General features: G+C 71.7%; 28 protein-coding genes. 9 read left to right on the forward strand and 19 right to left on the reverse strand.

Annotated features, from left to right (window positions below; genetic code table 11):
- Nucleotides 1–5: 5 nt before the first annotated feature.
- The 14 genes from QP939_RS01515 to QP939_RS01580 all read right to left on the reverse strand — a co-directional run bounded on the left by QP939_RS01515 (nucleotide 6) and on the right by QP939_RS01580 (nucleotide 12,917).
- Nucleotides 6–593 (reverse strand): nucleotidyltransferase family protein, encoded by a 588-nt coding sequence (locus tag QP939_RS01515; RefSeq protein WP_285454664.1) that lies wholly within the window; start codon nucleotides 591–593, stop codon nucleotides 6–8.
- A gap of 384 nt (nucleotides 594–977) precedes the next feature.
- A complete protein-coding gene (locus tag QP939_RS01520; protein ID WP_285454665.1) occupies nucleotides 978–1,811 on the reverse strand; it encodes an IclR family transcriptional regulator domain-containing protein in 834 nt (277 codons plus the stop codon).
- Nucleotides 1,812–1,821: 10 nt separating this feature from the next.
- Entirely contained in the window at nucleotides 1,822–2,223 is a 402-nt protein-coding gene (gene pcaC, locus QP939_RS01525) for a 4-carboxymuconolactone decarboxylase (RefSeq protein ID WP_285454666.1), read from the reverse strand.
- On the reverse strand, nucleotides 2,220–2,996 hold the full coding sequence (pcaD, locus tag QP939_RS01530; protein ID WP_285454667.1) for a 3-oxoadipate enol-lactonase: 777 nt from the start codon (nucleotides 2,994–2,996) through the stop codon (nucleotides 2,220–2,222). Before pcaD ends, pcaC begins: the two co-directional genes overlap by 4 nt.
- Nucleotides 2,997–3,019: 23 nt before the next feature.
- A complete protein-coding gene (gene pcaG, locus QP939_RS01535) occupies nucleotides 3,020–3,574 on the reverse strand; it encodes a protocatechuate 3,4-dioxygenase subunit alpha (RefSeq protein WP_285454669.1) in 555 nt (184 codons plus the stop codon).
- Complete coding sequence (gene pcaH / locus QP939_RS01540) at nucleotides 3,571–4,308, reverse strand: protocatechuate 3,4-dioxygenase subunit beta (RefSeq protein WP_285454671.1); 738 nt, start codon at nucleotides 4,306–4,308, stop codon at nucleotides 3,571–3,573. The genes pcaG and pcaH overlap by 4 nt, the downstream gene beginning before the upstream one ends.
- 12 nt (nucleotides 4,309–4,320) lie before the next feature.
- Nucleotides 4,321–5,502: a thiolase family protein gene (locus QP939_RS01545; RefSeq protein WP_285454672.1), complete on the reverse strand. Its 1,182-nt coding sequence runs from the start codon at nucleotides 5,500–5,502 to the stop codon at nucleotides 4,321–4,323.
- Nucleotides 5,499–6,224 carry a CoA-transferase subunit beta gene (locus QP939_RS01550; RefSeq protein ID WP_285459613.1) on the reverse strand — a complete coding sequence of 242 codons (726 nt, stop codon included), beginning with the start codon at nucleotides 6,222–6,224 and terminating at the stop codon, nucleotides 5,499–5,501. Before QP939_RS01550 ends, QP939_RS01545 begins: the two co-directional genes overlap by 4 nt.
- Before the next feature lie 121 nt (nucleotides 6,225–6,345).
- Entirely contained in the window at nucleotides 6,346–7,155 is an 810-nt protein-coding gene (locus QP939_RS01555) for a CoA transferase subunit A (RefSeq protein WP_285454673.1), read from the reverse strand.
- Between the two features lie 165 nt (nucleotides 7,156–7,320).
- Complete coding sequence (locus QP939_RS01560) at nucleotides 7,321–8,628, reverse strand: glycoside hydrolase family 27 protein (protein WP_285454674.1); 1,308 nt, start codon at nucleotides 8,626–8,628, stop codon at nucleotides 7,321–7,323.
- Between the two features lie 20 nt (nucleotides 8,629–8,648).
- Nucleotides 8,649–9,482, reverse strand: coding sequence for a carbohydrate ABC transporter permease (locus tag QP939_RS01565; RefSeq protein ID WP_285454675.1), 834 nt, complete (start codon nucleotides 9,480–9,482; stop codon nucleotides 8,649–8,651).
- On the reverse strand, nucleotides 9,482–10,441 hold the full coding sequence (locus tag QP939_RS01570; protein WP_285454676.1) for a carbohydrate ABC transporter permease: 960 nt from the start codon (nucleotides 10,439–10,441) through the stop codon (nucleotides 9,482–9,484). Before QP939_RS01570 ends, QP939_RS01565 begins: the two co-directional genes overlap by 1 nt.
- Entirely contained in the window at nucleotides 10,438–11,706 is a 1,269-nt protein-coding gene (locus tag QP939_RS01575; protein WP_285459614.1) for an ABC transporter substrate-binding protein, read from the reverse strand. Before QP939_RS01575 ends, QP939_RS01570 begins: the two co-directional genes overlap by 4 nt.
- A gap of 20 nt (nucleotides 11,707–11,726) precedes the next feature.
- A complete protein-coding gene (locus QP939_RS01580) occupies nucleotides 11,727–12,917 on the reverse strand; it encodes an ROK family protein (RefSeq protein WP_285454677.1) in 1,191 nt (396 codons plus the stop codon).
- A gap of 76 nt (nucleotides 12,918–12,993) precedes the next feature.
- Between QP939_RS01580 and QP939_RS01585 the strand changes: the two genes are divergently transcribed.
- From QP939_RS01585 to QP939_RS01600, 4 genes are all read left to right on the forward strand, one after another.
- On the forward strand, nucleotides 12,994–15,078 hold the full coding sequence (locus tag QP939_RS01585) for an alpha-galactosidase (RefSeq protein ID WP_285454678.1): 2,085 nt from the start codon (nucleotides 12,994–12,996) through the stop codon (nucleotides 15,076–15,078).
- 106 nt (nucleotides 15,079–15,184) lie between these two features.
- The gene (locus tag QP939_RS01590; RefSeq protein ID WP_285454679.1) at nucleotides 15,185–16,072 is read left to right on the forward strand and encodes an SGNH/GDSL hydrolase family protein; all 888 of its coding nucleotides are present in this window, start codon (nucleotides 15,185–15,187) and stop codon (nucleotides 16,070–16,072) included.
- Between the two features lie 30 nt (nucleotides 16,073–16,102).
- Nucleotides 16,103–17,047 carry a 2-hydroxyacid dehydrogenase gene (locus QP939_RS01595; RefSeq protein WP_285454680.1) on the forward strand — a complete coding sequence of 315 codons (945 nt, stop codon included), beginning with the start codon at nucleotides 16,103–16,105 and terminating at the stop codon, nucleotides 17,045–17,047.
- Nucleotides 17,044–18,168, forward strand: coding sequence for a glycerate kinase (locus QP939_RS01600; protein WP_285454681.1), 1,125 nt, complete (start codon nucleotides 17,044–17,046; stop codon nucleotides 18,166–18,168). The genes QP939_RS01595 and QP939_RS01600 overlap by 4 nt, the downstream gene beginning before the upstream one ends.
- A 44-nt stretch (nucleotides 18,169–18,212) precedes the next feature.
- Here QP939_RS01600 and QP939_RS01605 read toward each other — a convergent pair whose 3' ends face one another.
- Both QP939_RS01605 and QP939_RS01610 read right to left on the reverse strand, forming a co-directional pair.
- Nucleotides 18,213–18,506: an iron-sulfur cluster biosynthesis family protein gene (locus QP939_RS01605; RefSeq protein ID WP_285454683.1), complete on the reverse strand. Its 294-nt coding sequence runs from the start codon at nucleotides 18,504–18,506 to the stop codon at nucleotides 18,213–18,215.
- 172 nt (nucleotides 18,507–18,678) lie between these two features.
- Nucleotides 18,679–19,089, reverse strand: a complete 411-nt coding sequence (locus tag QP939_RS01610; RefSeq protein WP_285454685.1) for a hypothetical protein — start codon at nucleotides 19,087–19,089, stop codon at nucleotides 18,679–18,681.
- 148 nt (nucleotides 19,090–19,237) lie between these two features.
- Between QP939_RS01610 and QP939_RS01615 the strand changes: the two genes are divergently transcribed.
- From QP939_RS01615 to shbA, 4 genes are all read left to right on the forward strand, one after another.
- Nucleotides 19,238–19,711: a GtrA family protein gene (locus QP939_RS01615; protein ID WP_285454686.1), complete on the forward strand. Its 474-nt coding sequence runs from the start codon at nucleotides 19,238–19,240 to the stop codon at nucleotides 19,709–19,711.
- A gap of 11 nt (nucleotides 19,712–19,722) precedes the next feature.
- Nucleotides 19,723–20,076 (forward strand): YidH family protein, encoded by a 354-nt coding sequence (locus QP939_RS01620; protein ID WP_285454687.1) that lies wholly within the window; start codon nucleotides 19,723–19,725, stop codon nucleotides 20,074–20,076.
- A 364-nt stretch (nucleotides 20,077–20,440) separates the two neighbouring features.
- The gene (locus QP939_RS01625; RefSeq protein ID WP_285454688.1) at nucleotides 20,441–20,737 is read left to right on the forward strand and encodes a DUF202 domain-containing protein; all 297 of its coding nucleotides are present in this window, start codon (nucleotides 20,441–20,443) and stop codon (nucleotides 20,735–20,737) included.
- A 254-nt stretch (nucleotides 20,738–20,991) separates the two neighbouring features.
- Nucleotides 20,992–21,645, forward strand: a complete 654-nt coding sequence (gene shbA / locus QP939_RS01630) for an RNA polymerase sigma factor ShbA (protein ID WP_285454689.1) — start codon at nucleotides 20,992–20,994, stop codon at nucleotides 21,643–21,645.
- A gap of 31 nt (nucleotides 21,646–21,676) precedes the next feature.
- On the opposite strand, the gene QP939_RS01635 is transcribed toward shbA, so the two are convergent.
- Genes QP939_RS01635 through QP939_RS01645 form a run of 3 tightly spaced genes read right to left on the reverse strand, consistent with a single transcriptional unit; the run spans nucleotide 21,677 to nucleotide 23,837 of the window.
- Nucleotides 21,677–22,528 carry an amidohydrolase family protein gene (locus QP939_RS01635; protein ID WP_285454690.1) on the reverse strand — a complete coding sequence of 284 codons (852 nt, stop codon included), beginning with the start codon at nucleotides 22,526–22,528 and terminating at the stop codon, nucleotides 21,677–21,679.
- The gene (locus QP939_RS01640; RefSeq protein WP_285454691.1) at nucleotides 22,525–23,493 is read right to left on the reverse strand and encodes an aldo/keto reductase; all 969 of its coding nucleotides are present in this window, start codon (nucleotides 23,491–23,493) and stop codon (nucleotides 22,525–22,527) included. The genes QP939_RS01635 and QP939_RS01640 overlap by 4 nt, the downstream gene beginning before the upstream one ends.
- Before the next feature lie 5 nt (nucleotides 23,494–23,498).
- Complete coding sequence (locus QP939_RS01645) at nucleotides 23,499–23,837, reverse strand: L-rhamnose mutarotase (RefSeq protein ID WP_285454692.1); 339 nt, start codon at nucleotides 23,835–23,837, stop codon at nucleotides 23,499–23,501.
- Nucleotides 23,838–23,911: 74 nt separating this feature from the next.
- On the opposite strand from QP939_RS01645, the gene QP939_RS01650 reads away from it, so the two are divergent.
- Nucleotides 23,912–24,631, forward strand: coding sequence for a FadR/GntR family transcriptional regulator (locus QP939_RS01650; RefSeq protein WP_285454694.1), 720 nt, complete (start codon nucleotides 23,912–23,914; stop codon nucleotides 24,629–24,631).
- Nucleotides 24,632–24,673 lie beyond the last annotated feature (42 nt).

Below are 24,673 nucleotides of genomic sequence, written 5' to 3' on the forward strand. Positions count from 1 at the left end.
GCGGCTCACCGCCGGGGAAGATCATGGCGGCGGTCGACATCCCGGCCGCTGCCGAGGTCGCCGCACTCGACGAGCCGGAGGTCATCACGGGTGGCGAGCCAGTCCCGGGCGCCGCGGTCGCCTTGGGCGGATTCGGCGATTTCGCGCCACCACCGGCGGCCGAGGAGGACGGGGTGGCCGGGGAGGCCGTCGTAGGCCGCGCGGGCGACGGTGTCTTCGGTGGCGTTCGCGAGGACGCGGGTGAGGATGTCGGCGCCGACCCAGGGCAGGTCGACGAGGTGGACGAGTGCGGCGACGGGGGTTTCGGTCGCGGTGAGCGCTTCGAGCCCGGCGCGGAGGGAGGCGCCCATGCCGGTCGCCCAGTCGTCGGCCTGGACGGCTTGAGCCGGGTCCGGGAGGAGGGCGCGGACTTCTTCGGCGGCCGCGCCGATGACGACGCGGATCGGGGTGCAGCCCGCGTCGGTGAGGGTGCGGAGGGCGCGGAGGACGAGCGGCTGGCCATCGAGATCGGCGAGGGCCTTGGGGCCGCCGAAACGGCGCCCGGCCCCGGCGGCGAGCAAGAGCCCGGCGACGGGTGGTGAGGTTAGGGTCATGGGCGCGCCTCGGTCGGTGGCGCGGTGGGGAGTGGCGGCTCGGCGACGGGCGCGGCTCGCGGCGGCTCGGAGGTCGCGGCGGCAGGCGCGGCTCGCGGCCCCTCAGAAGTCGCGGCGGCGGGCCGCCTGGCGACGGGCGCGATTCGCGGCACCGCAGAAGTCGCGGCGGCGGGCCGCCTGGCGGCGGGCGCGGCGACTCGGGCTAGCACGGCGATCGCGGCTGGCGGGCGCCGTTCGGCAGCGGGTGCCGCCGTGCGAGGCGCCACCGCGATCGCGGCCGCCGGTGGCAGCGACCACTCGCCCGCCGCCGAGCTGGCCGGGCGGGGCGGCGTCGCGCTTCGAGCCCGCGCGGCTCCTCCCCCGGCCTCGGCCGTCCGCAGCCGGTCAAGCACGCGCGCGGCCCGGGGCGGCTATTGCCAAGTCGGCCTCGATCGTTCGGGCCGCCTCCAGCAATGGGGGCACCAGTTCCGTCTCCACCGACTCCGCCGTCGTGCGGCTCGCGTGCGTCGACAGGTTCACCGCCGCCACCACTCGGCCCGCTCGGTCGTGGATCGGGGCCGCCACCGAGCGGAGGCCTTCCTCCAGCTCCTGGTCCACCATCGCCCAGCCCTGCTCCCGCACCTTCGCCAGCTCCGCGCGGAGGCGGTCCGGCGAAGTCACCGTGCGGTCGGTCAGGCGGTCGAAGCTCGCCACCACGAAGTACGCCTCCAGCTCCGCCTTGCTGAGCCCGGCCAGGAGCACATGCCCCATCGAGGTCGCGTACGCCGGGAAGCGGGTTCCCACGTTGATGCTCACCGTCATGATGCGCGACACCGCCACCCGCGCCACGTACACGATGTCCGTGCCCTCCAGCACCGACACCGAGCTGGACTCGTGGACGTCCGCCGACAGGTGCTCCAGGTGCGGCTGCGCCACCTCCGGCAACGTCATGCTCGACAGGTACGAATACCCCAGCTCCAGCACCCGGGCCGTCAACGAGAAGTACTTGCCGTCCGTGCGGACGTACCCCAAGTCGGCCAGCGTCAGCAGGAACCGCCGCGCCGCCGCGCGGGTCAGGCCCGTCGCGCGGGCCACGTCGCTCAACGTCAGCTCCGCCGCGTCCGCGTGGAACGCCTTGATCACCGCCAGCCCGCGCTCCAGCGACTGCACGTGGTGGGCACCGCGGTGCGCCGGCTCGCCGTCGACCTCGATCTCCACGGGCGGCCTCGTGACGTCCATGCCCGGCAGCCTATCCGGCGTCGTCCGGGCGGGCGCTCGGCTCGCCCAGCTCGGCCAGCGTGCGCTGGGCGATCGCGAACGCCGCGTTCGCCGCCGGTGCGCCCGCGTAGACCGCCGTGTGCAGCAGGACTTCGCCGATCTCCGCCGCCGTCAGCCCGTTGCGGACCGCCGCCCGGACGTGCATCGCCAGCTCGTTGTGCGCGTGCAACGCCGTCAGCGCCGCCAGCGTCACGCAGCTGCGGGTCCGGCGGTCCAGGCCGTCGCGGGCCCACACCGAACCCCACGCGCCTTCGGTGATGTAGTCCTGGAACGGGCGGCTGAAGTCCGTCGTGCCCGCGACCGCGCGGTCCACGTGCTCGTCGCCGAGCACTTCGCGGCGCACCTTCATGCCCTGCTCGTGGCGGTCGGTCACGCTCGCTCCAAGTGGTCGAGGATCAGCCGGGTGAACTCTTCCGGCTGCTCGTAGTTGCCCAGGTGCGCGGCGTCCGCCACGACCTCCAGACGCGCGCCCGGGATGCCCTCGGCGATCAAGTCGGAGTGCCCGGCCGGCGGGGTGGCCGGGTCTTCGGCACCCGCGATGACCAGCGTCGGCGCGGAGATCTTCGGCAGCACGTCGAGCAGGTCCATCCGCTCGATCACGCCGCAGCAGGCCGCGTACCCCTCGGCCGGGACCGCGGCGATCATCGCGCGCAGGAACTCCGCCCGGTCCGGGTGCCGCTCGAGGTAGCCAGGCGTCAGCCACCGGCTCACGCCCGCCTCGGCGATGGCCGCCGTGCCCTCCGCGCGGACCGTGCGCGCCCGGTCCGCCCACATCGACGGCGGGCCGAGCTTCGCCGACGTGCAGCAGAGCACCAGGCTCGCGATCCGGTCCGGCGCGTGGACACCGAGCCACATCCCGGTCATCCCGCCGAGCGACAGGCCCGCGAAGTGCACCCGGTCGACGCCGAGGTCGTCGAGCAGGGCGAGGACGTCGCCGCCCAGGTCGTCCAGCTCGTACGGCCCGGGCGGGACCGGCGAGCCGCCGTGCCCGCGCGCGTCGTAGCGGACCACTCGGAACCCGTGCTCCACCAAGGGCGCGACCTGCGGCTCCCACATCCGGAGGTCGCTGCCGAGCGACCCGCCGAACACCACCACCGGCCCGTCTTCGGGCCCTTCCTCGACCCGGTGCAGCCGTACGGCACCCACGCCGTCACCTCCGTTCGCGCCTGTCATACCCGGAAGAAGACCGTCTCGCCGTCGCCTTGGAGCCGCACGTCGAAGCGGTAGCCGTCCGCCGTCTTCGTCGCGATCAGCGTTTCACGGCGCTCCTCCGGCACCGACGCGAGCACGGCGTCACCGGAGTTGTCCTGGTCGGCGAAGTAGATCCGCGTGACGACCCGGTTGAGCAGCCCGCGCGCGAACACCGAGACGTCGATGTGGCGGGCCTGCGTGGCGCCGTCCTGACCCGGCACCGGGCCGGGCAGCACGGTGAGGATGCCGTAGGTGCCGTCCTGGTCGGTCGGGCAGCGGCCGAAGCCGCGGAACTCGCCGGACGCCGCGCCGCGCGGGTCGTCCGGGTGGCGGAACCCGCCGTCCGAGTCGGCCTGCCAGGTCTCGATCATCGCGTCCGGCACCGGGTCACCGTTGCCGTCGCGGACGACGCCGCGGATCCAGAACGCGCCGGGCGTGCCCTCGGGCACCACGTACGGGCCGTCCGGCCAGGGCAGCCCGATCGACAGGTACGGACCGACGGTCTGCGAAGGAGTGGGCAGCAGCTGGGTCATTCGTCGTCGTCCTCTTCCTCTTCGAACACCGACGCGTCGCGCCCGCGCAGCACGATGTCGAACTGGAACCCGAGCGCCCACTCCGACTGCGTGATCGAGTGGTCGTAGCGCGAAACCATGCGCTGCCGGGCCTTCTCGTCCGGGATGGAGTTGAAGATCGGGTCCTGGGAGAAGAGCGGGTCGTCCGGGAAGTACATCTGGGTGACCAGCCGCTGGGTGAACGCCGACCCGAACACCGAGAAGTGGATGTGCGCGGGGCGCCAGGCGTTGTCGTGGTTCTTCCACGGGTACGCGCCGGGCTTGATGGTGGTGAAGGTGTAGCGGCCGTCGCTGTCGGTCAGGGTGCGGCCGACGCCGTCGAAGTTCGGGTCGAGCGGGGACGGCCAGCGGTCGCCGGTGTGCCGGTAGCGGCCGCCCGCGTTCGCCTGCCAGATCTCGACGAGGGAGTCGCGCACCGGGCGGCCGTCGCCGTCGAGCAGCCGCCCGGTGACGATGATCCGCTGGCCCTGCGGTTCGCCCGCGTGCTGGCGGGTGAGGTCGTTGTCGTGCTCGCCGAGGCGGCCGGGCCCGAGCAGCGGCCCGGTGACCTCGGTCAGCATCTGCGGCAGCAGCACGAGCGGCTGCTTCGGGTGCCGCAGCGCCGTCGAGCGGTACCCGGTGTAGTCCAGCGGCGGGTGGGTGCCCTCGGGCTCTTCCCCGTAGCGCGGCAGCTTGAGTTCGGTCGGTGTGACCACGGTGCTTCTCCCTTACCGGCCTTCGAGGACGACAGCCAGGCCCTGGCCGACGCCGATGCAGATGGCGGCGAGTCCCCAGCCACCGCCGCGGCGGTGCAGGTCGTGCGCCAGGGTGCCGAGGATCCGGCCACCGGACGCGCCGAGCGGGTGGCCGATGGCGATCGCGCCGCCGTGGGTGTTGACGATCTCCGGGTCGAGCTTCTTCCAGTCGCGCAGGCACGCCAGCGACTGCGCCGCGAAGGCTTCGTTCAGCTCCACCGCGGCCAGGTCTTCCCAGCCGATGCCCGCGCGCTCGAGCGCGATCTCGGCCGCGCGGACCGGGCCGATGCCGAAGACGTCCGGGTCGACGCCGGCCGCGCCGCGACCGGCGATCCGGGCGAGCGGGGTCTTGTTCAGCCGGCTCGCGGCCGCTTCGTCACCGAGGAGCAACGCCGAGGCGCCGTCGTTGAGCGGGGACGCGTTGCCCGCGGTGACCGTGCCGTTTTCCTTGCGGAACACGGGCTTCAGCTTGGCGAGCTTCTCGGGGCTGGAGTCGGGCCGGATGCCCTCGTCGCGGGCCAGGTCCACGCCCTCGACCGGGACGACCATCTCGTCGTAGAAGCCCTCGTCCCACGCCTTGGCGGCGTTGACGTGGCTGCGCGCCGCGAAGGCGTCCTGCTCGTCGCGGCCGATGCCGTAGCGCTCGGCGAGCAGCTCGGTGGACTCGCCGAGGGAGACCGTCCACTGCGACGGCATCGCCGGGTTGACCATGCGCCAGCCGAGCGCGGTGTTGTAGAGGGTCTGGTTGCCCGCCGGGAACGCCTTCTCCGGCTTCGGCATGACCAGCGGCGAGCGGGTCATCGACTCGACCCCGCCGGCGACGACGAGGGAGGCGTCACCGACCTGGATCGCCCGGCTGGCCTGCATCACGGCGTCGAGGCCGGAGCCGCAGAGCCGGTTGACGGTGTTGCCGGGCACGCTCGTCGGCCAGCCGGCGAGCAGCGCGGCCATGCGGGCGACGTTGCGGTTGTCCTCGCCCGCGCCGTTCGCGTCGCCGAGGGTCACCTCGTCCACTGTGGACGGGTCGAGGTCGTTGCGGCTCTGGAGGGCCTTGAGGACACCCGCGGCGAGGTCGTCGGGGCGGACCCCGGCCAGTGCGCCGCCGTAGCGGCCGAACGGGGTGCGGATCGCGTCGAGGACGTAGACGTCGGTCATGCCTTCTCCAGCTCTCGCAGCACGGTCAGCTCCTGCTCGGTCGGGGCGGGCGTGGTCTTCAGGTCGTCCGCCACCTTCAGTTTCCACCCAGTGGCCGCGATCGCCTGCTCGAGCTCCACACCGGGGTGCAGCTCGGTGAGGGTCAGCTCCGCCGTCTCCGGGTCGGGGCGCATCAGGCCGAGGTCGGTGACCACCAGGGTCGGGCCCTTGCCCGGCAGGCCGAGCTTCTCACGGTCGCCCTTGCCCGAGCCGTGGCCGAACGACGTCACGAAGTCGACCTTCTCGACGAACGCGCGCGGGCTCTGCCGCAGCACGATGAACACCTCGCCGCAGGAGGCCGCGATCTCGGGGGCACCGCCCGCGCCCGGCAGGCGGACCTTCGGGTCGTGGTAGTCCGAGCCGATCACGGTCGTGTTGATGTTGCCGAACTTGTCGAGCTGGGCGGCGCCGAGGAAGCCGACGTCGATCCGGCCGGGCTGGAGCCAGTAGTTGAACACCTCGGGCACGCTGACCACGGCGTCGGCGGTGTCGGCCAGCTCGCCGTCCCCGATCGACAGCGGCAGGCGGGACGGCTTCGCGCCCAGGCAGCCGGATTCGTAGATCAGCGTGAGGTTCGGGGCGTGCGCGCGGCGGGCGAGGTTCGCCGCCTTGCTCGGGAGGCCGATGCCGACGAAGCAGGAGGTGCCGTCGGCGAGCGCGCGGGCGGCCGCGATGCTCATCATCTCGTCGGCGGTGTAGTCGGTGGTCACGCTGCAACCTCCGCGGTGCGGGTTCGGACGACGGGTCGGGCGCCGGACGGCGCGGGATCGGTGGTGCGGACCCCGGGCGTGCCGGTGGCCGGGCTCATGCCTTCACCCCGGTCAGCTCGTTCAGCCACTTCGTGAACGCTTCGCGGTCGCGGCCGATCTCGTCCCACGCCTGGTACGCCGCGTTGTCGCGCTCGTAGTACCCCGCCGCGTACGACGGGCTCGCGCCGCCCGGGACCTCGGCCACCGCGGTGACCACCCACGCCGGGAGCACGACCGCGCCCGGGCGGGGCTCCAGCTCGTCGACGATCTCCTCGACCGTCACGATCGAGCGCTTCGCCGCCAGCACCGCTTCCTTCTGGACGCCGGTGATGCCCCACATCTGGACGTTGCCCGCGCGGTCGGCGCGCTGCGCGTGGACGATCGTGACGTCCGGGTTCAGCGCGGGCACCGCGGTGAGCCGCTCGCCGGTGAACGGGCAGGTGATCGGCTTGATCGTGGCCGTCTGCGCCGGGAGGTCGGTGCCGGTGTAGCCGCGCAGCACCGCGAACGGCAGGCCGGACGCGCCGGCCACGTACCGGTTCGCCATGCCCGCGTGGCTGTGCTCCTCGATCTCCAGCGGGACCGGCCAGTCGTGCTGGACCGCGTCGCGGAAGCGGTGCAGCGACCCCACGCCGGGGTTGCCGCCCCACGAGAAGATCAGCTTGCGCGCGCAGCCCGCGCCGATCAGCTGGTCGTACACGATGTCCGGGGTCATCCGCACCAGCGTCAGGTCACGCTTGCCCTGTCGGATGATCTCCTGCCCGGCCGCGACCGGGATGAGGTGCGTGAAGCCCTCGAGCGCGACGGTGTCCCCGTCGTGCACCAGCCGGGCCACGGCCTCCTCCAGCGACAGCAGCTCCGCCATCACGTGCTCCAAACTGTTCGCATCACGCACACTCGTTCTGCACCCGAACATAGCACGGCGCGCGGCCCGGGGACCAGATGTCTTCCACCCAATGGATGACGCAGGTACGACGAAGGGGACTTTCCTCGCGTGAGCAGCGAGAAAAGTCCCCTTCGCGGAGAACGCTCAGCCGATCCGGACCAGCCGGGAGCCGTGGGGCGGCACGGCCGACGCCGTCCACGAGCCGCGGAACCGGCCGAGGTCCTTCCGGGCAACGAGGTCACGCACCGGCCGCGCGCCGGGCAGCCCCAGGTCGACGGTGATGTCCGCGGGCGTGGCCCCCAGGTTGTAGACGGCCGCGTACCACCTGCCGTCCGGGGCCTGCTTCTTCCACACCTGGTGGTCCCCGCCGGTCACCTGCTTCGGGTAGCTGCCCGACCGGTCGACCGCGATGACCTCGGGGTTCGTCAGGATCGACACGGCCGAGGCGTCCAGGAAGTAGATGTCTCCCCCGACGTACAGCGGGGAGGACGCCATCGACCAGAACGTCATCACGCTCTGCCGCTCGACGTCGGAGATGCCGTCCTGGATGCCGCTGCCGGTGTTGTTGCTGATCGGCATCGAGTCCAGGTCCGGCCGGTACCGCGGCCCGAAGACCCCCTGCCAGTCCGGCAGGTCCGCCCACCGCGCCTTCACCGAGCTGTCCCAGGTGGACACCGTCTCGCAGTAGCACTCGACGTCGGTGTCGACGCGCACCCCGTTCGCGTAGGGCGCCAGCGCGGGCCCGGCCGCCCGCGGCACCGGCCACGCGCTCGCCGTCAGCCACATCGGCCGCTCCGAGTGGTCGATCGCCTTCGACCACGCCGCGATGTCGGCGACGTTGTCCTCGGTCGTGCCGTCGACCTTGATGAAGTCGACGCCCCACGACGCGAAGCGCGCGACGATCGAGTCGTAGTACTGCTGCGCGCACGGCTTCGAGAAGTCGACCTTCCAGTTGCCGCCCCACATGTTCGACGGCGTCAGCGGCTGGTACGCGATGTCCTGCGCGTCGCACGAAGTCCCCAGGATCGGCGCGTTCTTGGTGTAGACCTCCTTCTCCAGCCCGGTCACCGCGTACAGGCCGAGCTTCAGCCCGAGCGAATGCACGTACGAGGCCAGCGCCGGGATCCCGGACGGGAACCGCGCCGGGTCGGGGTCGGGGATGCCGTTGACGTCGGTGTGGAACACCCAGTCGAGTGATGCGTTCCAGCCCGAGTCGATGTTTATGTAGGTGTAGCCCGCCGACTTCAGCTTCGAAGCCATGGCGGCCGCGGCGTCGCGGATGTGGGACTCGTTGAGCCACGAAGTGCCGTAACCCGCGCGGGTCGACGACTCGAGGCTCCAGCTGCTCCAGCCCATGAACGGCTGGACGAACGGCGTCCGCGCCTCGGCGGACGGAACCACCAGGGAAAGCAGGCCGAGCACGGCGAGGAAAACGGAAAGGAAGCGCTTCACGGACACTCCTCCAGAGGGGATTACTCCTTGAGCCCGCTCGCCGCGATGCCGCGGACGATGAACCGCTGCGCGACCAGGAACATCGCGACCAGCGGCGCGATGGTGACCAGGGCACCGGCGAACAGCGCGGGCAGGTTGACCGACTGCGCGGTCAGGAACGTCGAGAGGGCGATCTGCGCGGTCCACGACGACGGGTCCTGCCCGATCACCAGCGGCCACAGGAACGCGTTCCAGCTTTCGATGAACATCAGCGCGCCGAGCGAGGCGATCATGCTCCCCGAGTTCGGCAGCACCAGGCGCCGGTAGACGCCGAGGTAGCCGAGGCCGTCGAGGCGCCCCGCCTCCTCGATCTCGGCGGGGAACCGCAGGTAGAAGTTGCGGAACAGGATCACGGTGAACGCGCTGAACAGGTTCGGCGCGATGATGCCCCACTCCGTGTTGACCCCGCCCAGCGAACCCACGACGACGAACGTCGGCACGAACGTCACCGACTGCGGGATCATCAGCGTGACCAGCACGTACGTGAACACCGCGCGGCGGCCTGGCACGTTGATGCGGGCCAGCGCGTACCCGGCCATCGAGCCGAACAGCGTGCCCACCGGCGCGGTGACGACCGCGACCAGGAACGAGTTCCACAGCGAGTGCGCCATCGGCACCGACGCGTCGGCGAACAGGTCGCCGAAGTTGACCCACGAGAGCGGGTCCGGCAGCCACGACCAGTCCGGCGAGCTGACCTGCTGGCGTGTCATGAGCGCGTTGCGCAGCATGATGTAGAACGGCAGCAGGAAGATCACCGACAGCACCGTCGCCAGGACGTACTTCGGTGCTTTCCGGGACACCGGCAGGACGGCCATCAGTCCTTCTTCCCGAAGCCGACGAACCGGCCCTGCAGCAGGGTGATCACCACGATGATCACGGTGAGCAGGAACGCGCCCGCCGAGCCGACGCCGTAGTTCTGGTCGCCGAGCGCGGAGTCGTACAGGTACACCAGCGGCGGCTTCACCGGCGCGGTCGCCGTGCCGGACAGCCCGGTGCCGAACAGGTTGTAGAACTCGTCGAACGCCTGGAACGCGGCGATCAGGATGAGCAGCAGCACCGCGACCGACGTGTTCCGCAGCTGCGGCAGCGTGATGTACCGGAACGCCTGCCACTTCGTCGTGCCGTCCAGCTCCCCGGCCTCGTACAGCGACGGCGAAATCGCCTGCAGCCCGGCCAGGAACAGGATCATGTACAGCCCGACCTGCAGCCACAGCCGTAGCGTCACCACCGCGACCCAGTACACCGGCGGGCTCGTCGTCGACAGCCACGGCACCGGGTCGGCGCCGAACAGCCCGCCGATCACGTTCGCGACGCCGGACGGGAGGCCGTTGAACAGCGCCATCTTCCACACCAGCGCCGCGACGACGTAGGACACCGCGGCCGGGATCAGGAACACCGTCCGGAAGAACGCCTTGCCCCGCTTGATGCTGTTGATCAGCACGGCGAGCCCGAGCGACGCGACGAACGTGATCGGCACGATGAACACCGTGAACACCGCGATCGTCACCAGCGACGTGCGGAAGGCGTCGTCGCCGAGCAGGAACGCGTAGTTGTCGAGGCCGATCCAGTGGCCGATGGTGATCGTGCCGCGGGCGTCGTTGAAGCTGAGCAGGAAGCTCCAGCCGATGGCGACGTACTTGAACAGCCCGAGCCCGACCACGACCGGCCCGGTGAGCACCGCGAACGCCCCGATCGCCCGCCAGTCCCGCCGGCGGCGGCGCTTCTTCGCGGCCGCCGCCGGCGGGGCCGCCGGAGCCTCCACCAAGGCCGTCATGCCAGCTGCTTGTCGACTTCGGCCTGCGCCTTCTTCGCCGCGTCGCCGAGTTCGGCGGCCGGGTCGGCCTGCCCGTTCGCGATCTTGGTCGCGGCCTGCAGGAACAGCGTCGCCGAAGCCTTGTTCCACAGCCCCGAGTACGACTTGCCGTTCTGCTGCGAGATCGTCACGGCGTCCTTCGCCGGACAGCTGGAGAACTCGGTCGTCTGCGCGGCGACCTCCTTGCGGGCCGGGATGTGGAAGCCGTACTTGACGCACCAGTCCTTCTGCAGGTCGGCGTTCTTGATCCACAGCCAGTCGATGAACTTCTTGACGGCTGCAACATTGGGCGACTTCGCGTTGGCCAGCTGGTACCAGCCGCCGACGCGCGCGACCTGCTTGCCCGCGTCGCCGAACTTCGGCCACGCGACGACGCCGAAGTCGTCACCGAGGGCCTTCTTGATGTCCGGCAGCGACCACAGGCCACCCCACTGCATCGCGGTGGCACCGTTGGCGAACGCACCCGGGTCGGACCAGTCGGTCGGGTAGCCCTGGAGCAGGCCGCCCGTGTCGTGCAGCTGCTTGAGCCCGCCGATCGCGGCGATCGCTTCCGGCGAGGCGAAGGCGACCTTCTTGCCGCTCGAGTCGAAGAAGTCCCCGCCGGACGACCAGAGCAGCAGCGTCGCCGCCTCGCCGACGCCGTCGGTGCCGACGTATAGGCCCTTCTGCTTGCCGGTGTTCAGCTTCCGCGTCGCTTCGAGGAGTTCCGCGAACGTCTGCGGCGGCTGGACGCCCGCGGCCTGCAGCGCGCTCTTGCGGTAGTACAGCATCATGACGTCGTCGATCATCTTGACGCCGTAGATCTTGCCGTCGACGGTCACCGTGTCCAGCGCGGCCTGGCTGAAGTCGCCCTTGACCGGGTCGACGATGTCGTCGAGCGGCGCGAGCAGGCCGTTCTTGACGTTCTGGTACCGGAAGTCGCCCAGCTCGAACAGGTCCGGCGCCTGCGCGGTGAGCATCGCCGAGTTGAGCTTCGTCTCGTAGTCGCCGGCGATCCAGCTGACGTTGATCGCGATGTCCGGGTTGGCCTTGGTGAACTCCTGGGCGTAGCGCTGGACCGCTTGCTGCGTCCCGGATTCGCCGTAGGCGTGGTACCACTGCTGCAACGTGACCTTCGCGCCCGAGGCGGCGCCCGCGTTCTTGTTGAGCGGGTCGCTCGTGCAGCCCGCGAGGGCCGCTCCCCCGGCGAAGAGGACGGAACCGACCAGGAAGCTTCGGCGATTCATGGGGCTCACGGGGATTCTCCTTAAACGCTGTCGGACACGAAAAGGCTCTGGACGGCGACGGCGGCGGCGCCCCGTGCCCACTCCTCGAACGGCAGCGGCCGGATGACCAGGCCGCACCGGGCGGCGCTGCCGAACGCCTGGACCGCGAAGGTCCGGCGGATCTGCTCCTCGAACAGGTCGTAGGTCGCGACGCCCTCGCCGGAGACCACCACCCGCTCCGGGCCGAACAGGTTGACCAGCGCGGCCAGCCCCAGCCCGATCGCGTGGCCCGCCCCGGCGAACACCTCGCGCAGCGGCTCGTCACCGCCGCGGGCGCGCGTCACGGCGTCGTCCATGGACAACGCGGGATCGCCGGTGACCTGCCGGGCCCGCGTCAGGATCGCTTCGGTGGAGGCGATCGCCTCGACGCAGCCCTGGCCGCCGCAGTGGCAGGCCGGGCCGCCGTCGGCGACCGGGACGTGCCCGATTTCGCCCGCGACGCCGTGCGCGCCGCGGACCAGGTCGCCGTTGACGACGAGCGCGCTGCCGATCCCCGTCCCCACGGTGACCAGCGCGAACGACGACGCGCCAACGCCTTCGCCGAACCACTGCTCGGCGACCGCGAGAGCCTTGACGTCGTTCTCCAGCGTCGCGGTGAGACCGGTCGCGTCCTCCAGCAGCTCGGCCAGCGGCACGTCGCGCCAGCCGAGGAACGGCGAATACCGGACGACGCCGGACGCGCGGTCGACGTCGCCGGACACCGCCACACCCAGGCAATAGGCGCGGTCACGCAGGTTGCTGGTGCCGTCGGGGGTCGGCCCGGCCAGCAGCTCCCCGACGAGGTCGGCCAGCGCGCGGACGACGTGGTCGACGTCGTGACTGGTCAAGGCGTGGTGGGCGCTCGCGCGGACGTCGGCGCGCAGGTCGGTCACGACGCCGATGAGGTCGTCGCCGGTGATCTTGACGCCGACGAAGTACTCGCGGTCCGGCCGGATGGCCAGGGGGTTCGCCGGGCGGCCCGCGCCGGGCGTGGTGCGGCCTTCCGAGGCGAGTTCCTCGAGGTAACCGGCGTCGATGAACGGCCGCGCCGCCTTGGTCACCGCGGCCGAGGAGAGGCCGGTGCGCCGGGCGACGTCGACGCGGGAGACCGGCCCTTCGGTCAGGACCGTGGTGAACACGGTCGCGGCCGCGGGACTGGTGATCGGCGCCCTTGCCGGAGCACTGCGAGGCATGGCCGGAAGGGTAGGCAGGATTAATTAACTTCGTCAAGAATTTATTTTTCCGCTGATCATCCCTACGCTCGGGGCCATGTCGCTCGTGGAACACGACCCCGCACACCGGCTCTGGCTGCTGCGCACCCCGGACAGCTCGTACGCCTTCCGGCTCGACGGCGACGACCGGCCGCGGCACGTCCACTGGGGCCCGCCGCTGACGCTGGCCCAGGCCACGCGGGTCGCGGCGCGGCGCAACCCGGCCGACAGCAGCTTCGACGAACCGGGCGACGAACGGCAGGAACTCCCGGCCGAGGGCGGCGCGTTCTTCGGCGTCGCGGCACTGGCCGTGCGGTACGAGGACGGGACGTCGGCGCTCGAGTGGCGCTACGACGGCTTTTCGCTCGAGGACGACGCGCTCGTCGTGCGCCTCACCGACCGGCACTACCCGCTCGACGTCGCGCTGCACTACCGCGTCCGCGGCGACGTCGTCGAACGCTGGACCACCCTGCGCAACACCGGGGAGACACCGATTTCGTTGCTGCGCACCGATTCCGCGTCGTGGACACTCCCCCGGCGCGACGGCGCGCGGCTGAGCCGGACGTCCGGCGCGTGGAGCGCCGAGTACGGCGTGCTGCGCGAACCGCTGCCGGTCGGGGAAACCACGCTCACCAGCCGCCGCGGCGTCTCCAGCCACCAGGTCAACCCATGGGTGATGCTCGACGCGGGCGACGCGACCGAGACGTCCGGCGAGGTGTGGTCGACGGCGCTGGCGTGGAGCGGGAGCTGGCGGATCACCGTCGAGCGCACGCACACCGGCCGCGTCACGTGGACCGGCGGGTTCGGGCACGACCACGTCGGCTGGACGCTGCGGCCCGGCGAAACCTGGGAGACGCCGGTGTTCGCCGGACTCTACGCGGCCGACGGCTTCGGCGGCACCAGCCGCCGCTGGCACGCCTACGTCCGCGAGTTCGTCCAGCCGCACCCCGGGGAACTGCGGCCGATCGTCTACAACTCCTGGGAAGCGACCGGCTGGGACGTCGACGAGCGGACCGAGACCGAACTCGCCGCGGCCGCCGCGGAACTCGGCGCCGAGCTGTTCGTCATGGACGACGGCTGGTTCGGCGCCAGGACTGGCGACACCGCCGGGCTCGGCGACTGGACGCCCAACGAGCAGCGCTTCCCGAACGGGCTGCGACCCCTGGTCGACGCCGTCCACGCGCACGGCATGAAGTTCGGGCTCTGGGTCGAGCCGGAGATGGTCAACCCCGACAGCGACCTCTACCGCGCGCACCCGGACTGGGTGCTGCACATGGCTCATCGGCAGCGGACGACGCTGCGCAACCAGCTCGTGCTGAACTTCGCGCGCCCGGACGTCGCCGACTGGGCCCACAAGTGGCTCGACCGGCTGGTCGGCGAGCACGGCATCGACTACCTCAAGTGGGACATGAACCGCGCGTTCACCGAGGCGGGCTGGCCGGGCGGGGACGGCGGCCGCGTCTGGGTCGACCACGTCCGCGCGGTGCACCGGATCCTGGACCGGCTGCGCGCCGACCACCCGGCGTTGCGGATCCAGGGCTGCGCGGGCGGCGGTGGCCGCACCGACCTCGGGATCCTCGCGCGTACGGACGAGATCTGGGCGTCCGACAACACCGACGCCGCCGACCGGATCACCATCCAGCACGGCTACGGCCAGCTCTACCCGGCGGGCACGATGGCGGCCTGGGTCACCGACAGCCCGAACCCGACCACCGGCCGCGAAGCTCCGCTGAGCTTCCGGTTCCACGTCGCGATGGCGGGCGTGCTCGGCCTGGGCGGCGATCTGCCGCGCTGGTCCGCCGCGGAACTCGGCGAAGCGGCGGCACTCGTGGCGCTGTACAAGGAAATCCGGCCGGTGGTGCAGCACGGCGACCTGTACCGGCTGGCCGATCCGGCGACGTCGGCGCTGACCGCGGTGCAGTACGTGCTCGGCGGCGAAGTCGTCGTCTTGCTGTGGCGGCGGCCGACGGAGTTCGCGCGGCCGGTCACCCCGCCGCGGCTCGCCGGGCTCGACCCGGCGGGGCGCTACCGCGACCAGGACGGCGTCGTGCACGACGGCGCGGTCCTGCTGAGCCACGGCCTCGACGTCGACCTGCCCGGCAGCGGCTACGCGAGCGCGGTCGTGCGGCTGACCAGGGTCTGATTACCCACGCCGATCGGCGTGACCGGGGCGGGTGAGGGCGATTGACTTTTCGCCGGCCGCGAGCTGAATGTGAAAGTCCTTCACCACGCTCGCCACCGGAGGCAGCATGCGCAAGCGCCTGTCCGCCCTGCTCGCCGTGCCCGCGCTCGCCATGCTCGCTTTCGCCGCCCCGGCGTCGGCGAGCACGGGGTACCACGAGTACGTCGCGCTCGGAGACTCCTGGACCGCCGATGTCTTCGTCACCTTCCCGCCCACCACCGAGTACACGCCGCTCGACTGCGCACAGTCCACTTCGGACTACCCGCACGAGGTGGCGGGCGCGCTCGACGTCGAGACCTTCCGCGACGCCAGCTGCGGCGGCGCCACGACGACCGACTTCACCCAGCCGCAGAGCCTCCCGCTGGGCGGGACGAACCCGCCGCAGTTCGACCGGCTCACGCCGACCACGGACCTGGTCACCGTCGGCATCGGCGGCAACGACATCGGGCTCGCGTCGGCCGTGACGAAGTGCCTCAACCTGCTGCCGGTGAGCACCTGCAAGGCCAAGTTCACCGCGGGCGGCGTCGACCAGCTGGAAACCGCGATCACGGCGAGCGAGCCGAAGGTGGCGAAGGCACTCCAGCAGATCAAGGAACGTTCGCCGCTGGCCCGGATCCTGCTGGTGAACTACCTCGCCGGGCTGCCCGCGTCCGGCAAGGGCTGCTGGCCGGTGATCCCGGTCGCCGACGGCGACGTCGCCTACCTGCAGGAGAAGTTCCTGCACATGAACGCCATGCTCGCCCGGGTCGCCGCGGCCGAGGACGTCGAACTCGTCGACACCTACACGCCCACGGTCGGGCACGACGCGTGCCAGGCGCCCACGGTCCGCTACGTCGAAGGCCTGATCCCGATCTCGGTGAGCAACCCGCTGCTGCTCGCCTTCCCCTTCCACCCCAACGGCGCGGGTGCCGCGGCGCAGTCGGAGATCGTCCTCGAAGCGATCCAGCGAGGCTGAATTGTCGGTGCGGTGAACTAGGCTGTCGGCGTGCCCAAGATCGCGGTGACCCGATGGATTCCCGATGACGCGGTGAAGCTCCTGGCCGAGGCGGGCGACGTGGTGGTGTCGCCCGCCGACCGCCCGTTGACCCGCGAAGAACTGCACGAGTTCGTCGACGGCGCCGCTGCCGTGGTCGGCATGCTGCACGACCGGCTCGACGGCGCGCTGGCCGACGCCGCGGGCCCCGGCCTGAAGGTGGTCGCGAACGTCGCGGTCGGCTACGACAACGTCGACGTCCCGGCGCTGGCTTCCCGCGGAGTCGTCGTCACGAACACGCCGGGCGTGCTCACCGACGCCACCGCGGACCTCGCCTTCGGCCTGCTGCTGGCCGTCACCCGGCGGATCGGCGAGGGCGAGCGGCTGCTGCGCTCGCGCACGCCGTGGTCGTTCCACCTCGGCTTCCTGCTCGGCTCCGGGCTGCAGGGCAAGACGCTCGGCATCGTCGGGTACGGCCAGATCGGCCGCGCGATGGCCCGGCGCGCCGAGGCGTTCGGCATGTCGATCGTCTACTCAGGACGGTCGAAGCGGGACACCGACGCGGAATACGTGTCCTTCGAAGAACTCCTGGCGCGCTCGGACGTCGTCTCGCTGCATTGCCCGCTGACGCCGGAGACGCACCACCTCATCGACGCCGAGGCGTTGCGCGCCATGAAACCCGGCGCGTACCTGGTGAACACGACCCGCGGCCCGGTCGTCGACGAAGCCGCGCTCGCGGACGCGCTCGAAGCCGGGGAGATCGCCGGCGCCGCGCTCGACGTGTTCGAGAAGGAACCCGAGGTCGAGCCGCGCCTGCTCGGCCGCGACGACGTCGTGCTGAGCCCGCACCTCGGGTCCGCGACGGTGGAAACCCGCACCGAGATGGCCGTGCTGGCCGCCCGCAACGTCGTGGCGGTGCTCGCCGGGCGGCCCCCGTTGACGGAGGTGAAGCCGTGACCAGGGTCGTCATCGCGCCCGACAAGTTCAAGGGCAGCCTGACCGCGGTCGAGGCCGCGGACGCGATCGCCCTCGGCGTGCGCGACGCGCTGCCGGAGGCCGAAGTCGTCACGTGTCCCGTCGCGGACGGCGGCGAAGGCACCCTCGACGTGCTCGAAGCCGCGGGCGCCCGGATCGTCCGGCTCACCGTCCGCGGCCCGCTGGACGAGCAGGTCAAGGCGCGGTACGCGGTGCTGAACGGCACGGCGTACGTCGAATCGGCGCGCGCGTGCGGCATCGAATTCGTCGAGCCCAGCCCGGAAACGGCGCTGGCCGCGCACACCTGGGGCGTCGGCGAACTGCTCATGGACGCACTCGTGCACGGCGCGAAACGGCTCGTCCTGACCGTCGGCGGCACGGCCAGCACCGACGGCGGAGCCGGGATGCTCGGCGCACTCGGCGCCGGCGTGCTGGACGCGTTCGGCGCACCGGTCGGGCTGGGCGGCGGCACGCTGACGCGGGTCGCCTCGACCGAGCTGAACCCGGTGCGGGAGCGGCTGGAAGGCGTGCCGGTCGCGGTCGCCACCGACGTCACGAACCCGCTGCTCGGACCTTCGGGAGCGGCGGCCGTGTTCGGACCGCAGAAGGGCGCCGGGCCTGCGGAAGTCGCGTTGCTCGACGAAGCACTCGGGCGGTGGGCGCACGCACTGCAGGTCGGGGGCGCGCCGGACGTCACGCGGGTACCGGGCGCGGGGGCGGGCGGCGGCGTCGCGGCCGGAGCCATCGCGGGACTGGGCGCGACCGTCGAATCCGGGTTCGACCTGATCGCCGGGCTGACCGGCGTCGACCGCGCGCTGGACGGCGCGGACCTCGTCATCACCGGCGAAGGTTCGCTCGACGAGCAGAGCCTGAACGGCAAGGCACCGGCGGGAATCGCGGCGCGCGCGAAGCCACGCGGGGTGCCGCTGATGGCGATCGCCGGGCGGGTCCGGCTCGACGAAGCCGGCCTGGCTCAGCTGGGCGTCGTCGGGATCAGCGCGCTGATCGACCACGCGCCGTCGTTCGAGCACGCGCGGACCCACGCGGCGGAACTGCTGCGGGCCCGGGCGGCGGAGCTGGTGCGGAACTGGGCGTCCCGCTAGCGAACGGACCTTCCGCGGCGGTGCGAAAGGCCCGTCCGCCGCGGTCAGCTCGTGTGCTGCGGCAGGACGGCGAAGGCGACCCCGCCGGTTTCGTCCTCCTGCACGTCGAGCACCTTGTCGTCGAGCAACGCCGCGGCCTGCGGTTCGAGGAACACCTTCGGGCCTTCGTCGGCACCCAGCACGCTGTCGCCGTCCGCGGGTGCGGGCGCGACGGACAGGGCCAGCTGCGCGCTTTCACCCTCGGCGTTCTGCACGGCCAGGCGGAGCCCGGCGTCCCCTTCGCTCTGGCTGGTCAACGCGGTGATCGCCTCGGCGGCGGCTTCGGTCACGGTCAGCATCTTCGGCCTTCCCTTCGTCGCGGTCCGATGCACTGGTGCCCCACGCTAGGGGCCGCCGTTCGGACGCGCAGTCTGAGAACCTTGTTCTGGTCAGGCCGGCGCTACGGACCGCCGGATACCCGCCTGCCGTGACGCTCGCGCCGGCCGACGGCAGAACAAGGTTCTTCGCGGATCAGCCCTGCCGAGCCTCGCGTATGGCGTCAGCCACAGAGCCGCCCGCGTAGTCCGCCCGCTCGCCCGGATCGGGATCGGCGTGGCGGTGGGGCAGTTCGTCGTCCGGGGTCACTTGCTCGAAGTCCGGCGGCGCGTCCTCGACGGTCTCGTCGAGCTGATCCGCGGGCGTAGCGGCGAGCGGGCGATCCGGCACCGGGTCGGGTTCGGCGTCCGGCTCCTCTTCGGCGAGGCGCTGGCCCATCGGCTCGCCTTCGCGGATCTCGCTGGGCGTCGTGCCGTAGCGGTTGGCGGCACTCCAGTGCTCGGGCGGCTCGACGCCCTCTTCGAGCGGGTCCACGCGCAGCTCGTCCTCGTCCAGCGCCTCGCTGGGGGACAAGCTTTCCGGTTCGGCCGCGTCACGGTCACTCACTGGTCTCTCCCGGCGCGTAGGCAGTAGTCATCGCCGGTGAGCTACCCGGGGTGCCGGGGGCCGAAACCCCGGCGGTGTCGCCGGGATCACATTTCTTCAACCGGTTTAACACATTCACAAGTTTGTGAACGCAAGGTAGCTTGGCATCATGGCCACCACCAGGTGCGCACCGGAGCACCGGCTGCTCGCCGCCGACCCGGACCGCCACCACGAACTCGGCACGCACGCGGCGTGGTACGTCGTGGCGGGCGTCGTGACAACCGGGGTCCAGGCGGTTTTGTTCCTGCTGCTGCGCGACGAGCTCGGCTCGCAGGTGGCGAACCTGGTCGCGATCGCGCTGACGACGGTGGGCAACACGGAGTTCCACCGCCGGGTGACGTTCGCCGGGCGGCGCAGCAACGCGGGCAAGCGGCACCTGCAGGACATCCTGACGTTCGCGTTCTACGCGGGTTACGGGTCGGCGGTGCTGGCGATCCTCGACGCGCTGGTCGACCGCCCGACGTCCTGGGAGGAAACGGGCACGCTCCTGCTGGCCAGCCTGGTTGGCGGCTTCGTCCGGTTCGCGGTGCTGCGCTGGTGGGTGTTCGCCCACCGCGAGGCCGCGACGGCCCGGACCGGCTAGCGTCTGCGGGCGTGGCCCCGGAAGAGATCAAGCCCCACGAAGGCGGCAGCGAGCCGGATTACCGCTTCACGCTGGCCAACGAGCGGACGTTCCTGGCCTGGCTCCGCACGGCACTGGGGTTGCTGGCGGGAGGGGTGGCGGTCCACCAGCTGGTCCCGAAACCCGCGGCGGCGAGCGCGGTGCTGGCGGGGGTGTGCGTGGTGCTGGCGGCGGTCCTGGCGGCGACGGCGTACCCGCGGTGGCGGCGGGTGCAGATCGCGATGCGGGCGGGAGAGCCGTTGCCGCGGAGCTGGATGATCGTGGTGCTGACGGGCGGGCTGCTGGTGTTGATCGTGGCAGCGGCGGTGCTGCTGGTGCTGTCGTGAGCGGCGCAAGCGCGGACACGAGGCCAGACGAACGCGATCCCGAATCGCAACCCGCCTCGGCCGTCGAGAGCAGAGCGCGCTGGGGCGTCACGGCGAGTCGATGCACCGCCACACGGCGCCCCGCCCCCTACCGGCGAGCCGCCCGCGCCGCAACCCGCGTCGCCGCCCGCTCCGCACCCGGGTCACCCGAATGGCCACGGAGCGCACTCACCGCCGCACCCCCCATCCGGCCCAAGCCGCCCCGGCGACCGACTTCCTCCGCCGACCGGCGCAGCCCCGCGGTGCCCGATAACTCGCCCCGAATACCGCCCGTTCGCGATTATCGTGACGTCAAAACTACCGACACACCCGCGCGGACCCCGCGGTGAGCACACCCGACGGCGCCCAAGCCGAACGTACCGGTCTCGCCTGGCGGCGCACCGCCCTCTCCTCCGCCGCCTGCACCGCCCTGCTCCTGCACTCCGCCGCCCAGCGGCTTTGGGGGTTCTCGCTCGTCCCCGTTCTGCTCGCCGCCGGGACGTCCGTGCTGCTCGCCGCCGTGGCCGCGCGGCGGGAACGGGCCCTGCGGACCTCCGAACCCGCCGCCATGCGTCCCCTTCTGCCCGCCGTCGCGTCGCTCGCCGTGACCGTGACCGCCGCTTCCGTGGTTGTTCTCCACTGACGGGTGAACTCGGCACATCCTGAAACCGATTAATCGCAATGTGCCGCGCCTGGTCGCGGGAACATCACGACCGCTGCTGCTAACGGGGTATTAGTCGTTGAAATCTGGACTGACGGCCGGGGAGGTGCTTACGATTACGCTGCGTCGCACGGAGCGCAGGTCAGCTCGGATCTTCCGGAGCATCTGCGACCAAACCGCTACGGAGAGTTGGAGCCCCCGGCAGCGACGGTCGAGGGTCGGCCGGGGAGACGACCATGACAGCACCGCCGAGGACCACTGAGAAATCCGCCTCCGTCGTTCGCGATTATCGCACTCCGGAGTCATTGCCCCGGCCGAGTGGGCGGCTGACGAAGGAGGACCTCGACCCCCTCGTCAAAGACGCGGGCGAGGGCAACCCGGCCGCCATCCACTCGCTGCTCCAGATGATCGAGCCGGTCGTCGTGCGCTACTGCCGCGCGCGGATGGGCGGCCGCGACCTCTCCTACCTCTCCGCCGACGACGTCGCCCAGGAAGTCTGCCTCGCCGTCCTCAAGGCGCTCCCCGACTACCAGGACCGCGGCGGCTCCTTCCTCTACCTGGTCCACGCGATCGCCGCCAACAAGGTCGCCGACGCCTACCGCGCCGTCGCCCGCGACCGCTCCGAGCCCGTCCCCGAGCTCCCCGAGCGCCCGCTGGTCGGCAACGAGCCCGAGACCCGCGCGCTGAGCCTCGACCTCGGCGCCCGCCTGGGCCGGCTGCTCGCTTCCCTCCCCCGAGTGCAGCAGGAAATCCTCACCTTGCGCATCGCGGTCGGCTTCTCCGCGTCCGAGACGGCCGAGGCGCTCGGCATCTCCGCGGGCAACGTCCGCGTGACGCAGCACCGCGCCCTCACCCGGCTGCGCGGAATGATCCGGGACGAAGAGTTCTAGACCACCCCAGCGGCGGGCGGGGACACCTCTTTTACCCCCTGGAAGAGGTCTCCCCGCCCGCATCCAAGCCGTAGACCGCCCGCGCGTTGTGCTCGAACACCGCCAGGCGCTCCGCGTCCGACAACGAGCCCGTCAGCGAGATCGCCGCGTCGAGCACCAGCTCGTACGACGCCGCCAGTTCGCACACCGGCCAGTCCGAGCCGAACAGCAGCCGGGCCGGGCCGAACACGTCCAGCACGTGGTCGACGTACCGGCGCAGGTGCCCGACCTCCCACCCGGTCCAGTCCGCCTCCGTGACCAGGCCGGACAGCTTGCACACGACGTTCTCGTGCGCCGCCAGCGCGGCCACGCCCGACGCCCACGGTTCCCACTCCCCCGCCGCGATCGGCGGCTTCGCCGCGTGGTCCAGCACCAGCCGCAACTCCGGCAGGCGTCCCGCGAGGGTCGCCGCCGCGGGCAGCTGCGAGGTACGCACGAGCAGGTCGTAGACCAGGCCCTCGGCAGCCACCGCCCGCAATCCGGCCAGCACCGCGGGACGCAGCAGCCACTCGTCGTCCGGCTCGTTCTCCACCTGGTGCCGGATGCCGACTATCGGGCTGGTCAGCCCGGCCAGCCGGTCGGCGATCTGCGGGGCCTCGAGGTCCTCCCAGCCGATCACGCCCGCGATCACCGGCTCGGCCTCGGCGATCGAGAGGAACTCGGCCGTCTCCTCGGGCGACGACACCGTCTGGACCAGCACCGTCGCGTGCACCCCGGCCGCCTTGGTCACCGCGCGCAGGTCGTCCACTGTGTACGGACGGCGGATCGGGTCGAGCGCCGTGCCCGCCATCCACGGGTACTCGCGCCGCGCCGGGTCCCACAGGTGGTGGTGCGCGTCGATCATGCGACTCCTTCGGCGATCACGACGTCGGGGCGCAGCAACCCCGCGTCGACCAGCTCGGTCCACAGCGACGACGGCACCGCGGCCCGCGCGCGCCGGGCGTTGACGCTGACCTGCGAAGGATCATGCGCGCCGACGACGACCGACGCCACCGCGGGGTGCGCCATCGGCAACGCCAGCGCGGCTTCCGGCAGCTCGACGCCGTGCCGCGCGCAGATCGCCGCGATCCGGCGAGCCTTCTCGACCAGTTCGGGCGGCGCCTCGGCGTAGTCGTAGAAGCCGCCCGGCTCGGCCGTCGCCAGGATGCCGCCGTTGAACGCGCCCCCGGCGACCACCCGGACACCGCGGTCGAGGCAGAGCGGCAGCAGCTCGTCGAGGGCGGGCTGGTCGAGCAGCGTGTACCGCCCGGCGACGAGCAGGACGTCGAGGTCGGTGCGCTTGACGAAGTCCGCCAGCATCGGGGCCTGGTTCATCCCGGCGCCGAACGCGCGGACGACCCCTTGGTCCCGCAGTTCGCGCAACGCGGGGAACGCCCCCGAAAGCGCCTCTTCGAAGTGGTCGTCGGGGTCGTGGACGTAGACGATGTCGACGCGGTCGAGCCCGAGCCGCGTCAGGCTGTCCTCGAAGGACCGCAGGACGCCGTCGCGGCTGAAGTCCCAGCGGCGCTTGTACGCGGCCGGGACGGCGAAGCCCTGGTCGTCGCGCGCGCCCGCGCCGCCCGGGTTCGGCTCCAGCACGCGCCCGACCTTCGTGGACAGCACGTACTCCTCGCGCGGGAACGCCCGCAGTGCCGCGCCGAGGCGGGTTTCGGACAGGCCCAGCCCGTAGTGCGGCGCCGTGTCGAAGTAGCGGATGCCCTCGTCCCACGCGCGCCGCACGGTCGCCGCGGCGGTCTCGTCGCTGATCGCGTGGTAGAGGTTGCCCAGCTGTGCGCAGCCGAGGCCCAGCGGGGACAGGGGGATTTCCAACGCCGTCACTCCTTCACCGGCAGTTCCCAGACCAGCCCGATGCCGGTGTCGTCGCCGGAGTAGTCGTCTTCGACGGCCAGCAGCTCGGCCATCCGGGCCTGCCACGGCACGTTCGCGGGGTGGTCCCGCAGTGCCGCGCGCATCGCCGCGTAGTCGTCGACTTCGACGACGTGGAAGAGGTCGAGTCCGTTACGCCAGATCCGCCACGTGCGGACCCCGGCCTCGCGCAGCGCGGTGTCCAGCTCGGGCGGGATGACGGCGTGGACCGACTCGTACTCGGCCTCCTTGCCGGGCTTGAGCCGGGTATGCAACGCCACTCTTTGCGGTGCGGGTCCGTGGGTCATCACCACTCCTTCGCCGGGACATGGCACGCTGGGTACCGAAACATCCGAGGTCTGTTGCAGGGAGGGCGGTCACGATGCCCGTCACCGATGTCGCGATCGACAAGATCAAGGACATGATCATCTCCGGCGAGCTGGCGCCGGGCGACCGGCTGCCGAAGGAGGCCGAGCTGGCCCAGCGGCTCGGGCTCTCGCGCAGCTCCCTGCGGGAGGCCGTGAAGGCGTTGTGCCTGATCAGGGTGCTCGACGTCCGGCAGGGCGACGGCACTTACGTCACCAGCCTCGAGCCGAACCTGCTGCTCGACGCGATGACGTTCGTGGTCGACTTCCACCGCGACGACACCGTGCTCGACTTCCTGGCCGTGCGCCGGATCCTCGAGCCGGCCGCGACCGCGCTCGCCGCGCTGCACATGAGCGACGCCGACATCGCCGAGCTCGGCGAGCTGCTCGGCGAGCTGGAGGACTCGCCGACCGTCGAGGCGCTCGTCGCCAACGACCTGCAGTTCCACCGCAAGATCGCCGACGGCTCCGGCAACCCCGTCCTCTGCTCCCTGCTCGACAGCCTCTCCGGGCCGACCGCCCGCGCCCGCATCTGGCGCGGCCTCACCCAGGAGGGCGCGGTCGCGAAGACCCGCGAACAGCACACGGCGATCTACGAGGCCATCGCGGCGCGCGAGCCGGAACTGGCGCGCTCGTGGGCGACCGTGCACGTCGCGGGCGTGGAGCAGTGGCTGCGCAACGCCCTGGGCACCGCGGACGACCCGACGGCCCCCGACCTCACCGCAGAAGCTTCGTAGCACCACGCACTCACCTCCTCGCCCCTCGTGAGTGAATAACAG

Origin of the sequence: Amycolatopsis nalaikhensis (genome assembly GCF_030264295.1) — a bacterium.
Classification (GTDB): domain Bacteria; phylum Actinomycetota; class Actinomycetes; order Mycobacteriales; family Pseudonocardiaceae; genus Amycolatopsis; species Amycolatopsis nalaikhensis.